The organism is Salinisphaera sp. RV14, assembly GCF_052044135.1.
Taxonomy (GTDB): Bacteria; Pseudomonadota; Gammaproteobacteria; order Nevskiales; family Salinisphaeraceae; genus Salinisphaera.
In genome coordinates this window covers 123,688-138,358 of the sequence record NZ_JBQDYF010000001.1, presented here as the reverse complement: position 1 = coordinate 138,358, position 14,671 = coordinate 123,688, and the positions used below count along the sequence as shown (strand labels likewise).

12 protein-coding genes are annotated in these 14,671 nt (G+C 66.5%); 3 read left to right on the top strand and 9 right to left on the bottom strand.

From position 1 onward, the window contains the following. Nucleotides 1-5 precede the first annotated feature (5 nt). Entirely contained in the window at nt 6-815 is an 810-nt protein-coding gene (locus ACS8Y6_RS00635) for a M48 family metallopeptidase (protein WP_440849558.1), read from the top strand. A gap of 323 nt (nt 816-1,138) precedes the next feature. Then, nucleotides 1,139-1,411, top strand: a complete 273-nt coding sequence (locus ACS8Y6_RS00630; protein ID WP_109992817.1) for an RNA recognition motif domain-containing protein — start codon at nt 1,139-1,141, stop codon at nt 1,409-1,411. 112 nt (nt 1,412-1,523) lie between these two features. Here ACS8Y6_RS00630 and ACS8Y6_RS00625 read toward each other — a convergent pair whose 3' ends face one another. After that, on the bottom strand, nt 1,524-2,762 hold the full coding sequence (locus tag ACS8Y6_RS00625) for a hypothetical protein (protein WP_440854810.1): 1,239 nt from the start codon (nt 2,760-2,762) through the stop codon (nt 1,524-1,526). A gap of 9 nt (nt 2,763-2,771) precedes the next feature. Continuing rightward, on the bottom strand, nt 2,772-3,773 hold the full coding sequence (locus tag ACS8Y6_RS00620) for an ABC transporter ATP-binding protein (RefSeq protein ID WP_440849560.1): 1,002 nt from the start codon (nt 3,771-3,773) through the stop codon (nt 2,772-2,774). A gap of 192 nt (nt 3,774-3,965) precedes the next feature. On the opposite strand from ACS8Y6_RS00620, the gene ACS8Y6_RS00615 reads away from it, so the two are divergent. After that, nucleotides 3,966-4,766 (top strand): endonuclease/exonuclease/phosphatase family protein, encoded by an 801-nt coding sequence (locus ACS8Y6_RS00615; protein ID WP_440849561.1) that lies wholly within the window; start codon nt 3,966-3,968, stop codon nt 4,764-4,766. A gap of 39 nt (nt 4,767-4,805) precedes the next feature. On the opposite strand, the gene ACS8Y6_RS00610 is transcribed toward ACS8Y6_RS00615, so the two are convergent. From ACS8Y6_RS00610 to ACS8Y6_RS00580, 7 genes are all read right to left on the bottom strand, one after another. After that, the gene (locus ACS8Y6_RS00610) at nt 4,806-6,254 is read right to left on the bottom strand and encodes a phospholipase D-like domain-containing protein (protein ID WP_440849562.1); all 1,449 of its coding nucleotides are present in this window, start codon (nt 6,252-6,254) and stop codon (nt 4,806-4,808) included. A 248-nt stretch (nt 6,255-6,502) separates the two neighbouring features. After that, entirely contained in the window at nt 6,503-7,306 is an 804-nt protein-coding gene (locus ACS8Y6_RS00605) for an ABC transporter ATP-binding protein (RefSeq protein WP_440849563.1), read from the bottom strand. Nucleotides 7,307-7,314: 8 nt separating this feature from the next. Then, nucleotides 7,315-8,205, bottom strand: a complete 891-nt coding sequence (locus ACS8Y6_RS00600) for an ABC transporter permease subunit (protein WP_440849564.1) — start codon at nt 8,203-8,205, stop codon at nt 7,315-7,317. Continuing rightward, nucleotides 8,205-9,119 carry an ABC transporter permease gene (locus ACS8Y6_RS00595; protein ID WP_440849565.1) on the bottom strand — a complete coding sequence of 305 codons (915 nt, stop codon included), beginning with the start codon at nt 9,117-9,119 and terminating at the stop codon, nt 8,205-8,207. The genes ACS8Y6_RS00600 and ACS8Y6_RS00595 overlap by 1 nt, the downstream gene beginning before the upstream one ends. Before the next feature lie 47 nt (nt 9,120-9,166). Beyond that, entirely contained in the window at nt 9,167-10,831 is a 1,665-nt protein-coding gene (locus ACS8Y6_RS00590; RefSeq protein WP_440849566.1) for a peptide ABC transporter substrate-binding protein, read from the bottom strand. A 101-nt stretch (nt 10,832-10,932) separates the two neighbouring features. Then, nucleotides 10,933-12,846 carry a tRNA uridine-5-carboxymethylaminomethyl(34) synthesis enzyme MnmG gene (gene mnmG, locus ACS8Y6_RS00585; protein ID WP_440854933.1) on the bottom strand — a complete coding sequence of 638 codons (1,914 nt, stop codon included), beginning with the start codon at nt 12,844-12,846 and terminating at the stop codon, nt 10,933-10,935. Nucleotides 12,847-13,116: 270 nt separating this feature from the next. Then, entirely contained in the window at nt 13,117-14,490 is a 1,374-nt protein-coding gene (locus ACS8Y6_RS00580) for a DUF945 family protein (RefSeq protein ID WP_440854809.1), read from the bottom strand. Between the last annotated feature and the right edge of the window lie 181 nt (nt 14,491-14,671).

Genomic DNA, 14,671 nt, shown 5'->3' with positions numbered 1-14,671 from the left:
AGCCCATGACCCGTCCGATGCACCGCCTGCTGGTGATCGTCCTGTTTACGGTCGCGCTTGTCGGCTGCACCACATCGCCGACCGGGCGCAGCCAGCTCAAGCTGTTCGGCGCCCGGAAAATGGCGGCCATGGGCGGCCAGAGCTATGCCGAGCTCAAGCAGAAGACGCCGATCGACCACAACGCCGCCGACAATCGCTTCGTCGATTGCGTCGCCCGCGCCATCACGTCGGTGCCCGGCGTCGACAAGGCCACGAATGGACCGTGGCATGTCACGGTGTTCAAGTCGAAGCAGATCAACGCCTTCGCCCTGCCCGGCGGCAACATCGGCGTCTACTCCGGGCTGCTGCCGGTCACCCGGAACGGCGCCCAGCTCGCCGCCGTGATCGGCCACGAAGTCGGCCACGTTCTGGCCGGCCACCCCAACGAACGGATGTCGGAACAATACGCCACGCAAGGCGGCCTGTCCGTGCTGTCCGCCGCGCTCGGCGGGGCCTCCGGCGCGGGCAGCCAGGCCATCATGTCCGCACTCGGCGTCGGCGCCCAGGTCGGCATTCTGTTGCCGTTCTCGCGCGCCCAGGAAAGCGAGGCCGATCTCATCGGGCTGGAACTCATGGCCCGGGCCGGCTTCGACCCTCGCCAGTCGGTGAAGCTGTGGCGCAACATGACGGCCGCGTCGCATGGCCAGCAGCCCAATCAGTTTCTTTCGACGCACCCGTCGAACAACAACCGGATCCAGGCGCTGGAAGCGCATATGAACAAGGCGATGCAGCTATACGAGCAGGCCGGCCATCATCCGAACTGCCCGCACCCATAGCGCGGGTCGCTGTATCGCACGACACAGCGTCAGCGATATGGGCCACCAGCCATCGCGGCGCATGCCCCGGGAGCCTGTTGCCGCCGCTCGTTTGGTTCGGCGGTCCATCGCAGCGCGTGGCTCGCACGTTGCCGGCCGCGACGCCGTGCGGGCGATTGCCAGTCGCCTTTGACCCAAACGGGTATTGCGGTGCGCTGCAAAAGCGGTAGACTTCGATCAAGGTGGCTTCGTGCCACATTCCGTTGGTCTTAGTTTTGGTGTCATTGACGAGTCCGGACGGTTTTAAAGTAATGACACACGTTTGTTAGCTAGGATCAGTCCAGATGAATATTTACGTCGGCAACCTGTCGTGGAACACCACGGACGACGACCTGCGCACCGCCTTTGAGGCGTTCGGAGAAGTGTCTTCCGCGAAGGTCATCATGGATCGCGAGACCGGGCGTTCGCGCGGTTTCGGATTCGTAGAAATGTCCGATGACAACGCGGCCCGCCAGGCCATCGAAGGCATGAACGACAAGGACCTGCAGGGTCGTTCGCTGCGTGTCAACGAAGCCCGTCCGCGTGATGATCGCCCCCGCGGCCCGCGTCGCTTCTAAAATATAACCGCTGATCGTAGCGGGTCGGCTGCACGCCGGTCCGCGCGTGTGCATCGAGCCGGTCGTGTTCGCATGGCCGGCTTTTTTCGTGTCGCGCCGATGGTTCGGGTGTTCAATCGCCGCCAGCGGTGAACACCGAGGCCGGAAAACGCAGCGTCGTGTAGGGCAGATGCACGCGACGCATCACGACCAGCGCGAACAGCAGCGGGTTGACGTCGTAGATCGCGCGCAACGGCGCGACCTCGGCGCGGGTGATGAAGCCGGCGCCGGCCAATGCGTCCAGATCGATGGCATCCGCCCGCGCAATCGCGGGATAGGCGCTGCCGTAGCGTAGATGGCCGAAAAACTGGGGATGCTGAAGCAGCGGCTCCAGTTCGGTCTTCGGCCGATTCCCGGTCAACAGGCCGGCCAGGCTTATCGTCAGCGCCGGCTTGGTCTGGCCGTGGCGGCGCAAAAGAGCGAACAGGGCCGGCATCAGCTGCTGGCCACCGCCGCCGGTCGCGCCGCCCAGGCGCAGCCTTACGGCGACGCCGGCCGCCAGCGCCGGCTCGACCGCCGCCGGCGCCACCCAGGCCGGATCGTGATCGGGGCGGCGCAGCTGGCCCACGGCCACATCGAGACGCATGTGGTGCGCGGCCATTACCTTGTAGACCGCCTTCGCGGCCTTGCCATCCAGGTTGATCCGCTGCGCGACCGGCCACCAGCGCACGTCCTTGACCCCGGCCTTGGCCCAGCGTTTGATCGCGGCCAGTGCATCCGGCTGGCGCGGGTGAATCGACACCTCGGCCACGAGCGCTTTCGGCGCGCGCTTGGCAAGCCAGGCGACATAACGATTCGACACCATCGGCTCGGACTGATCGTCCAGCGGCGCGCCCTGCTTGTCGAACACGCCGGCCCGGCCGGTGATCTCGGCGCGATACGGCTTCGGCATGGCACGTATCTGGCGCAGCAGGCGCGAGATATAGTCGGCATCGGCGGTATCGTCGCTGACGATGCCGGCGGCGCGGTCGCGCAGCATCCGCGACAGCCATACGCCGATCGCCGGCACGCCATGGCCCCGTTCCTGGCTGTCGTTGGCAAAATTCGGCCCGGACAGCTGCCCGCGCGATACGATCCCGACGCCATGATCCACCACCGCGTGACCGTCGGTGCCGGCAAACGCCTGCTTGATCAGCTTCTGCGAGGCGGCCGGCAGCACCCAGGCCGCGTCCTCCGGGGCATGCGTCCAGCCTGCGCCATGCCGGGCCAACCAGCGCGGCCACCACAACACGACCAGCAATGCCAGGGCCAGCACCGCGGTCAGGAGGCCCCACGCCAACGTCGTTCGCCGCCGGGCAATGAACCGTCGCATACGCACGCCTCAGGCGGCCGCGGCCCGGTCAATCGACTCGGCGTGATGACAAGCCACCACGCCGCCGCGCAACGGACGTGCCTGCGGCACCTCACGGGCGCAATCGGCCTGCGCCCAGGGGCAGCGCGTCCGAAACACACAGCCCGAAGGCGGATCGGCCGGCGACGGCAGATCCCCCGGCAGGCGAATACGCCGACGCGCGCGCTCGGCGTCCAGGTCGGGGCGCGGCACGGCCGACAGCAACGCCTTGGTATAGGGATGCCGCGGCGCATCGAACAATTGATCCGCCGGCGCCTGTTCCATCAGCCGACCGAGATACATCACGCGCACGTCGTGGCTGATCTGGCGCACCACGGCCAGATCGTGGGCGATGAACAGCATGGCGACGCCGGTCTCGCGCTGGAGTTCCCTGAGCAAGTCGACGATACGCGCCTGGATGGAAACATCGAGCGCGGATACCGGCTCGTCGCAGATCAGCACCCTGGGCTCGACCACCAGTGCCCGGGCGATACCGATGCGCTGGCACTGCCCGCCGGAGAACTCGTGCGGGTAGCGGTTCAGCTGCGCCCGGGTGAGCCCCACGCGATCGAGCATCTCGGCCACACGCTGGCGACGCTCGGCGCGCGATAGCGCCGGATGCAGATGGCGCAGCGGCTCGGCCACGATCTGGCCGACCGTCATGCGCGGGTCGAGGCTGGCGAGCGGATCCTGGAAAATCATCTGCACCTCGCGGCGCAGGGCCTGCCACTCGCGATTCGAACCGGCCGTGATATCGCGCTCGCCCAGATGCAGCGTGCCGGCGGTGATCGGCGCCAGCCCGGTGAGCGCCCGGGCCAGGGTCGACTTGCCGCAGCCGGACTCCCCGACCAATCCGAGCGTGTGCCCGGCCCGCAGTTCGAGGCTCGCCCCGTCGACGGCGCGCAGTACCGGGGCGCTCTGCCAGGGCCAGTCCGCACGCAGCGGAAAATGGACCTTGATATCGTAAGCGGAAAGAACCGGCGGGCTGGGCATGGGGCGGCACTCGCGAAGAACGGCAGACATCGAATGGTACGCTGGCCCGGCATACGCGCCCACCCGGATGCGGCCCCGAAGAGCGCGAACGGAACATTGCTTGCGTACCGCTATCGGCAGGCCACCATACAAGAACCGGGCCAGACAGTCGCTTCCACCATCAGCGAAGCGTGACGATCAACAAGGTAAGGCATGAACCGCGCGGCACCGACGGATCTATCCGTATTGAGCTTCAACATGCAGGTCGGCGTCGGCACCAAGCGCTATCGCGAGTACGTCACGCGCGGCTGGCGGCACGTACTGCCGAGCCAGGGCGTGCGCGACAACCTCGCGCGCATCGCCGATCTGCTGGGTGATCACGACATCATCGGCCTGCAGGAGATCGATGCCGGCAGCCGCCGCAGCCGCTACGAGAACCAGATCCAGGCGCTGGCCGAGCAGGCGGGCTTCGCCTACTGGCGGGTCCAGGTCAATCGCGATCTGGGCCGGGTGGCCCAGCACGGGCTGGGGTTGATCAGCCGATACCAGCCATTTTCAGTCACCGAGCACAAGCTGCCGGGACGCCTGCCGGGGCGCGGCGCGCTGGTGGCGCGCTTCGGCTCGCCGGAGCACGCGCTGACCGTGGTGGTCACCCATCTGTCGCTGGGCGCGGGCAGCCGGAGCCAGCAACTGGCGGCCATCTGCGACATGGTGGCCGAGGACACGCATGTCATCGTCATGGGCGACACCAATTGCAGCGCGTACGATCTACTGGCCGACCCCGCGCTGGCCGCCAGCGGCCTGTGCGTCTACGACCGGCCGCTGCCCACGTTTCCGAGCTGGCGCCCCCGGCGCGGCATCGACCATATCCTTACCTCGGCCTCACTGCCAGTGCAGCGGGCCGGCGTGGTCGACACCCTGCTCTCCGACCACCGCCCGGTCGAGATGTGTATCGGTCTGCCGCGCGATCTCGGCCAGGCCCTGGCGGGCGCGGATTCGGCCGCGGCGGGCTGAAAAGCCCATGGCCACAGGCGCCGACGCACGGCCCGAGCGCTATAGATACGGCGAAAACAACCAGAAGAAAGAATCGCGCAGGCGCGTGGGCAAACGCCGGGCGGTGGCGTCCTTGTGCGTGTACATTTTGCTGCGCTCGATGGTGGCGGTCACATGTGCGGCCAGCGTCGCGATGGTTTCGACGTGGAACAGCTCGACGGCCAGCTCGAAATTCAGGCGCAGACTGCGCGGGTCGATGTTCGGTGAACCGATCAGCGCATAATCGTGGTCGATGATGAACAGCTTGGTATGCGCGAACGGCGGCGGCTGGAAGTACACATGGACCCCGCGCGCCACCAGTTCGCCCAGATCGTGGTGCGCCGCCCAGGCCACCGGCGGCAGGTTGTTGCGCTCCGGCAGCACGATCGAAACCTCGACACCGCGCAGCGCCGCGGCCTGCAACACGCCCACCAGGGCCGAGCCCGGAAGAAAATACGGGGTGACAATCAACACCCGCTCATAGGCGCTGGACACCGCGGTCACGAGCAGCGTGCTCAGACGCTCGATGTCGTGGGTGGGCCCGTTTTCGATCGTGCGACAGGCGGCATGGCCCATCGCCGGCAGCACGCGCTCGCTGACCGCGCTCTGCTGCCCGGTGGCAAACGCCCAGTCGGACAAAAACACCGCCTCGATCTGGCGCACGATGGGGCCGGCGAGCCGGAAATGCATGTCGGCCACGCCGCCCGCACTGGAGACGAAATGCCGGTCCCCGATATTCATGCCGCCGGTGAACGCGATGCCGCCGTCGGTGACCAGAATCTTGCGATGATTGCGCAGATTCAGGCGCAGCGCTGGCGGCCACAGCCGCGGCGGCAGGAAACGGGCGACCGTAATCCCCGCGGCTTCGAGCTCGCCAACCGGACGCTTGCCCGGCCATGCATACCATTCGCCCACGCCGTCGATCAGCACGCGCACGTCCACGCCGCGGTCGACGGCGCGTGACAGCGTCTTGATGAATCGCTGCCCCACCCGGTTCGTCTCGAAGATATAGGTGGTCAGATAGACGAAATCCGTGGCCGCCTCGATCGCCTCGATCATCGGCGGATAGGCCTTGTCGCCATTGTTGAGCACATCCACCCGATTGCCGCCGACCACCGGCCAGGCGGACAGGCGATCGCCGGCGGCTGCCAGGCCCAACCGCCGATGCCCGATGAAGCCGCGATAATCGCGCAGCACCGCATTCGCGCCCGGCCGGCGCGCGCCCAGCCCGTGGCGCGAGGCGCGATCCAGCCGCCGGGCACGAATGCGCACGCGATTGACGCCGAACATGTAGTACAGCAACGGCCCGAGCGGCGGAAACAGCAGCGAGATCCCGATCCAGCCGAAGGCGCTGCTCGGTGTTTCGCGGGTCAGCAAGGCATGCGCGGCAGCGGTCACGGCGCTACCGACGACGATCGCGATCGGCAGCCAGAATTCGATGCCGGCCAGCACCGCCTCGGGCGTGCTCATCGCGGCCGGCTCCGCGATCGGCCGGATTCCCGCGCACCTGTCGACTGCCGGCTGGTCATTCCCGTCACCCGTATTCCCAACGATGTCCGCCCTCGATCGCGGCGGCCGGCGTCGATCTTAGGGCCTGAATGAAAAACATGCACTCACGGCGCGCGGCGCACCGGGGCGCATCGCGGATGACCAACGCGCGCCGCCGGGACGAAATGTCCGCAAGCTACGGCAACGAGTGCGCGGAGCGAGCCCGGGATTCAGCCTTCCAGACGCGGAATCGCCGCCAGCAGATCGCGGGTGTACTGGGCTTCGGGTGCGTTGAAGACCTTTTCGATCGAGCCGTGCTCGACCAGATCGCCGCCGCGCATGACCAGCGCCCGACTGCACTGGCCGGCGACCACGCCCAGATCATGCGTGATCAGCAACAACGCCGTGTTGCTGCGTTCGCGCAGCTCGGCGATCAGTTCGAGGATCTCGTCCTGCACGGTCACATCGAGCGCGGTGGTGGGCTCGTCGGCGATCAACAGCTCCGGCTCGCAGGACAACGCCATGGCGATCATCACGCGCTGGCGCATGCCGCCCGAGAACTGATGCGGGTAGTACTTGATACGCCGCGCCGCCTCGGGAATGCGCACCGCTTCGAGCATGTCGATGGCGGCGCGCATCGCGGCGCGCCTGCCCATGCCGCGGTGCGCGCGCAGCAGCTCGATCATCTGGGTGGATATTTTCAGATGCGGGTTGAGCGCCGTCATCGGGTCCTGGAAGATCATGGCGATGCGCGCGCCGCGCACGCGCCGCAGCACCCGCGGTTTCGCCCCCAGCAGTTCGACCGGCGCCCCGCCTTTGCTGCCCGGCGCCAGCCGCGCCGAGCCCGTGACCCGGGCGTTGCCGGCCAGCAGACCCATCAGCGCCAGCACGCTCTGGCTCTTGCCCGACCCCGACTCGCCGACGATGCCGACCGCCTCGCCGCGCTCGATCGAGAACGACAGATCGTGCACCGCGTCGATCGTGCCGTCGTGGGTCTTGAAGTCGATCTTCAGGTTGTGGACGTCAAGCAGCATGATCGCCCCTACCGATCGTTCGGATCGAGGGCGTCACGCAGCCCGTCGCCGATGAAGTTGAAGCAGAACAGCGTCACCGCCAGGAAGATCGACGGAATCACGAGCAGCCAGGGCGCGCGGCCCATTTCGCCGACCCCATCGTTGATCAACGCCCCCCAGGAGGTCATCGGCTCCTGCACGCCGAGCCCGAGAAAACTCAGGAAGGACTCGAACAGAATCACCTGCGGGATCGTGAGGGTGACGTAGACGATGATCAGCCCCAGCAGGTTCGGCACCACGTGACGCGCGATGATGGCGCCGCCGCCGGCCCCGGCCATCCGGGCCGCCTCGACATAGGGCTGCTGCTTGATGGTGAGCGTCTGGCCGCGAACGATGCGCGCCATGTCCAGCCAGCTCACCGCGCCGATGGCAATGAACATCAGCAACAGGCTCTGGCCAAAGAACACCACCATCAGGATCACCAGGAACATGAACGGCAACGCATAGAGGATATCCACCGTGCGCATCATGAAACCGTCGATGCGCCCGCCCAGATAGCCCGCCGTGGCGCCGTAGGTCACGCCGATGAGCAGACTCACGAACGCGGTGACGATGCCGACCATGAGCGAGATGCGCCCGCCGATCATGCAGCGCACGAACAGATCGCGGCCGACGCTGTCGGTGCCGAAGATATGGGCGTGCGCCCAGGTCGGCGCCTGCCAGATCGCGTCGTAGTCCTGGCTGTAGTAGTTGTTGGGCGTCAGCCAGGGGCCCACGATCACGGCCAGGAGAATCAGGCCGAGTACCACCAGCGACGCCATGGCCGCCTTGTTGGCCAGCAGCCGGCGCATGGCGTCGCGGCCGAGGCTGTTGCCCTGGACGGCTTGCTCGAGCGCCTCTTGTTTGTTCGATTTCGCCATCAGTACGTCACCCGCGGATCGAGCCAGCCGTAGATGAGATCGACCAGCAGATTGAACGCGATCACGATCACGCCGTAGAACAGCGTGATGCCGAGCACCAGGGTGTAGTCGCGATTGAGCGCGCCGTTGACGAAGAAACGCCCGATGCCCGGCAGACCGAAGATCTCCTCGATCACCACCGAGCCGGTGAGAATCGCCGCCGTGGCCGGGCCCAGATACGACACCACCGGCAGGATCGCCGCCGGCAGCACATGCACCAGATATACGCGGGCGGTCGACAAACCCTTGGCGCGCGCGGTGCGAATGTAGTTCGAACGCAGCACCTCGATCGTCGAGGCCCGCATGATGCGCAGGATATAGGCGGTGAACATCGCCGCGAGCGTAACCACCGGCAGGATATAACTCTGCCAACTGTCGATGCCGCCGGCCGGCAGCCAGTTGTTCTCGACCGCCATCCACAGAATCAGCAACGGCGCGATCACGAAATTGGGCACCGAAATACCGCCGAGCGCCAGCGCCGAGGCCAGATAATCGGTGGCCCGGTTCTGTTTCACCGCCGCCAGCATGCCGAGCGGTATCCCCAGCGCCAGGGCCAGCAACAGGGCGAAACCGCCGACGGTCAGCGATACCGGAAAGCCCTGCTCGATCAGGTCGTTCACCGTGGTATCGCGATACTGATACGACGGCCCGAAATCGAAATGCGCGATGTTGAGAAGGTAGCGCCCGTACTGCTCGTAGATCGGCTCGTTCAAGTGATACTGGGCTTCCAGATGGGCCTTGACCTCCGGCGGCATCTGGCGGGCCATGGAAAACGGGCTGCCGGGCGCGGTATGCACCAGGATGAACGACAGGGTCAGCAGAATGAACAACGTCGGGATCGCGCCGAGCAGGCGCTTGATCGTATAGGCCAACATCTAGATCGTCCCTAGAAGCATCGATAGCGGGCCGGGCACCGGGCGGCTCATTGCGCGCTCTCCCCGGTTTTGGACTGGGGCTCGATATCCAGATACCGCGTGAGATACACCTCGAGCGGGTTGCCCACGAAACCCTTTACATAGGGTTTGATCAGGTGATGCGCCGCCGGGAAATACAGCGGAATGACCGGGTTGTCCTTGAGGATCAGGGCCTCGGCCTTGTGCATCACGGCGGTGCGCTTCGGGCCGTCGGGTATGTGTTCGGCCTCGGACTGCAGCCGGTCGTATTCCGGGTTGTCGTAGGCCGATTCGTTATTGCCCGAGGCCGAATTCAGGATCGAAAAGAAGGTGTTCGGATCCTGATAATCGCCGACCCAGCCGGCAAAGAACAGATTCACGTCGGGATCGTGCCTGTGAATGGTGCTGAGATACACCTTCCATTCCTGATTACGGGTGATGATGTCCGCGCCCAGCACCTTGCGCCACATCGCCGTGGCCACGATCGCCAGCTGCTTGCTGGCCTCGCTGGTCGGATACAGCAATACCGCGTGCAACGGATGATCCCTGGAGTAGCCGGCCTCGTGGTAGAGCTTGCGTGCCAGCGCGTGCCGCTTGGCCCGCGACAGCCTGGCCCAGGGATAGGTCACGCTCTGATAGCCGTGCATCACCGTCGGCACATAGCTGTAGGCCGGCAGTTGCCCGCCGCGCAGTATCTTTTGGGTGATGATGCCGCGATCCAGCGCCATCGACAGCGCCATGCGCAGCTTCGGGTGATGCTTGAACGGCGAGGTCGTCAGATTGAATACAAAGTAGTACAGACCGAGATACGGCACCGCATGATCCTGCTGCGGGATATGCCGTTTGATCGTTTCCAGCTTCGATGACGGTGCCGTGCTGGTGAAATCCAGCGAACCCGCCTGGTAGCGCGACAGCTCGGAATTCGGATCGCCGATCGGGTAATAAACCACCCGGTCGATGTGGGTGTCCTTGTTGTCCCGGTAGTACGGGTTGCGCTCGAGCACGATCTTGTTGTTGACGCGCCAGTACGCCAGTTTGTAGGCGCCGTCGCTGACCGCATGCGCCGGCTGGGTAAAGGCATTGCCCCATTTTTTCACCGCCGGCGGATACACCGGGAAACTGCTCGGGTGCGCCAATGTCTTCAGGAAGAACGGCGTGGGGCGCTTGAGCTTGATCTGCAGCGTGTACTTGTCGAGCGCCTTGACGCCCAGCGTGTCGGGATCCTTCTTGCCGTTGGTGATCGCCGCGGCATTGACGATCGGCGAATGAATATCCGCATAGGGCGAGGCGGTTTTCGGCGCCACCGCCCGGCGCAGGCTGAACACGAACTGCGGCGCCGTCACATGCTTGCCGTTCGACCAGCGTGCATCGTGGCGCAGATGAAAGGTATAGGTGGTGTGATCGGGACTGATATCCCAGGACTTGGCCACGCCGGGGATGATGTCGCCCTGGCGCGAATAGGTGACCAGGCCTTCGTCGAGGTCATACAGGATGTTCGCGGCCGGCACGCCCGAAGACTTGGCCGGGTCGAGCGTCTGCGGCTCGGCGCCGTTGCCCTTGCGCAGCGTCTTGGTGCCGTCGGGCGCGATATCGGGCTGAATGCGGTTGGGGAAGCCCGCGTTATCGCCGCTGCCGCAGGCCGTGAGCCCGAAGCAGCCCAGCAGCACCACGCTGATTATGCGAAGTCGGCCCATGAAACCCCTTTATCCCTGGCCCCACAGCCGGCCAGATTACAGCAAAGAAACGCGTAGCGCCGGCCACCCGGGCAAGGCACTGAACCTGCCCCGGTCGCGGACTACGCGCTCTTAGCAAGTTTCGCGCCGGATTTCTTGAGGTGTACCAGCAGCAGGGAAATCGCCGCCGGCGTCATGCCCGGGATACGCGTGGCCTGGCCGATGGTCGCCGGGCGAACCTCGGCGAGCTTGCCCGTCAATTCGTTGGACAGGCCGGTGACCGCGTTGTATTCGATATCCGTCGGCAAAACGGTGGCTTCGTGAGCGGCGGCGCGCTCGATTTCCTCGGCCTGGCGGGCGATGTAGCCGGCGTACTTGGCCTGGATCTCGACCTGCTCGCCGACGGCTGTCGCGGCTTCGGCCGACAGCCCGCCCGTGTTGGCCGGGCCGATCATGGCCAGCCCGGCCAGATCCGCATGCCCGATGCCGGGGCGCTTCAACAGCTCCGCCGCGGGCGTGGCTTCCTTCAGCGGCCCGCCGAGCAGCGCCTCGCCCCGGTCCGCGCCAAGATCGTGCGGCTTGATGGTGATCGCCGCCAGCCGCGCCTGTTCGGCGACCACGGCATCGCGCTTGGCAGTGAACGCCGACCAGCGCGCGTCGTCGACCAGGCCGAGATCCCGCCCGGCCGGCGTCAGGCGGGCATCGGCGTTGTCCTCGCGCAGCAGCAGGCGATGCTCGGCGCGTGAGGTGAACATGCGATACGGCTCGATCGTGCCACGGGTGATCAGGTCATCGACCAGCACGCCGATATAGGCTTCGTGCCGGCCCGGCCACCAGGCGGGCTCGCCCGCGGCCGCCCGCGCGGCGTTGATGCCGGCCAGCAGCCCTTGGGCGGCGGCTTCCTCGTAGCCGGTGGTGCCGTTGATCTGGCCGGCGAAATACAAACCGCCGATGGCTTTCGTTTCCAGGCTGTAGTTCAGCGCGCGCGGGTCGAAATAATCGTATTCGATGGCATAGCCGGGACGCGTGATATGCGCGTTCTCGAAACCCTCGATGGTGCGCACCAGCGCCAGCTGGGTGGCGAACGACAGGCTGGTGGAAATGCCGTTGGGATAAACCTCGGCCGCGGTCAGCCCTTCGGGCTCGATGAAGATCTGGTGGCTGTCCTTGTCGGCGAAGCGCACCACCTTGTCCTCGATCGACGGACAGTAGCGCGGACCGGCCGAATCGATCGCGCCGGAATAGATCGCCGATTCATGCAGCCGCTCGCGGATGATTTCGTGCGTGCGGGCATTGGTGTAGGTGATGTGGCAGGGAATCTGCCGCGGATGCTCGTCCCGGCTGCCCATGAACGAAAACACCGGCGCCGGCGTATCGCCCGGCTGCCCGGCCAGCCGCGAATAATCGATCGACTTGGCATCGATGCGCGGCGGCGTGCCGGTCTTGAGCCGGCCGACCGGCAGATCCAGCGCGCGCAGGCGCTCGGCCAGCGCGTTGGAGGGCGCATCGCCCGCGCGCCCGCCGCCGAAGCGTTTTTCACCGACATGGATCGTGCCGCCCAGGAACGTGCCGACGGTCAGCACCACGGTGGGCGCGTGAAACGCCAGCCCCATCGCCGTCATTACGCCGGCGACATGCCCGTCATCGACGATCAGATCGGCCACCGACTGCTGGAACAGATGCAGATTCGGCTGGTTTTCCACGATCTCGCGCACCGCCGCCTTGTACAACGCGCGATCGGCCTGGGCCCGGGTGGCGCGTACGGCGGGGCCCTTGCGGGCGTTGAGCGTACGAAACTGGATGCCGCCGCGATCGGCGGCGCGCGCCATCACCCCGCCCAGCGCATCGATCTCGCGCACGAGATGGCCCTTGCCGATACCGCCGATGGCGGGATTGCAGGACATCTGGCCGATGGTTTCAATGTTGTCGGTCAGCAGCAGCGTGCGCGCACCGGCCCGGGCCGCCGCGGTGGCGGCCTCGGTGCCGGCGTGGCCGCCGCCGACCACGATGACGTCGAACCGGGTCTGACTCTGGATCATGGCAATTCGCACCCTGCGCGGGCGTGTTGTTCGAATGGATCGCGGCGGGCGCATGCGCGCCCTGCATGCCGTCTTGCCAGCAAACGACGCGTGTGGGCGCCGTGTCTGAAACGCCGGATTATAACGCTTCGCACAACGTCCCGAGACGAATCCGGCCGAATTTCAGCTCACGGCGCCGGGCCGGCCCATGCGCGCGCCGCAACAGCCGGCACCGCATCATGTTATCGCCCGTTCGCCGAGCCGCTACGGCGGCTTCGACCCGGTCGACTACAGGCCCTGCGCCGCCGCGACGAACTGGCCGACCAGCGCACGCCATTGGGGGCGATTGCGGCCGTTGATCCGCATCCGGCCGTCGCCCAGCACGAGCCGCATGCGGTAACGTTGCCCGTCGTCGGACGGCACAATCAGATCGCGCGCCACCAGTGCCTGCACGCGGGCATCGATGGCCGCCTCGGGCGGCGCGCCGGCCGTGGCCCCGAGCGTACGCCCCAGCAACCGGCGCAGAATGGGCCGTGGCAACGAAAGTCGCAGCTGTGCCTGCAGCTGAGACAACGCCGCCGCCGCATCGCGGGGAGGCTTGAAGTCTTGTGGCACCTGGATATGTGCGCCAGCCCGGATTGCGCCGTCGCGCGTGGCGAGTTCGAACCGGCCGACCTGCACTTGCGAGCCCGGCGGCAACAACCCGGGCAGGATGTCGTGATACAGTTCGGGGGCGTCTAGCGCCCCGCCCGACCAGCCGCCCAGCCGGCGCCAGCGGTCGGGCAGTGCGGCCCAGGCCAGCGGATGCAGGCCGTGCTGGCGCGCATGGAGAGTGACCGTGCCCTGGGTGCTGTCGGGCAGCACGAGTTTCCCGATATGGAGCGAGACCGCGGTGGTGCCCGGTGCGGGACGGCGAGTGGCCAATTTTAAATGGCTCAGCCGAGTCGCGTGTCCGTGACCGTTGTCCAACGTGATCGAATCGGCGGTAAATCGACTGTTGGCGAGTTCTCCGCCGGGTGCCGGGTGCGCCTGGAAATGCAGATGGCGCCAGGCGATATGGCCCGCCGACTGGCGCACCAACGAAAACGAGGGCCAGTCCAGGCTCACGCCATGGATCCGGCGGGCGAGCCAGCCGAACTGCAGCGCCCCGGATACGGTCGCGGTCTCCACCTGTGCCACCGGCTTTCGACGGGCGACACTGAAGGTCATCCCCTTGAGCGACAGATGCGCCCGCCCGCGGCCGTCCAGCCGGATACGTGAGGTGACGGTCAGCGGACCGGGCGCCGGCGAGAAGACATAATGCGGCCAGAGCGACGTCAGATCGGCGTGAGTCCTGACCATCGCCAGCACCGGCATGCGCGACACCGATGCCGCGCCCCAGGCGAGCGGGCCGTGATCGATACGGCTGGCGAGCGCGATCACCGGGCAGGGTTGGGCATGACAGAGCGGCCCGATCGGGCGCAATACGACGGTTGCATGCGAGACGAACCAACCGCGATCGAAAGTCCGGCGCACCACTTGCAGGTAGCCTGGCACCGCGAGATGCGCCACGACGGCATCGAAACGCGCAGCCAGCAGCCAACCAACGCCATACGGCGCCGCCACGCCCAGCAGCGTGAGCGCCGCCAGGCCCCAGAGCAGCGTCCTGATCAGCCGCCGCAAAACAACGCCCGGCCATCGGTCGCGCCTGCACGCGCCACGCGCTGAATTCGAACCCGGAATCGCCGACCGTTCATAAATCGCATATTAGGCGCAGTCGGCGGCAACCGCGAAGTCGGCCCCGGCGCGCCGATGCATTCCGGTGGGGACCGCGCCGGTCTGGTATGTATCTTGATACGACTGT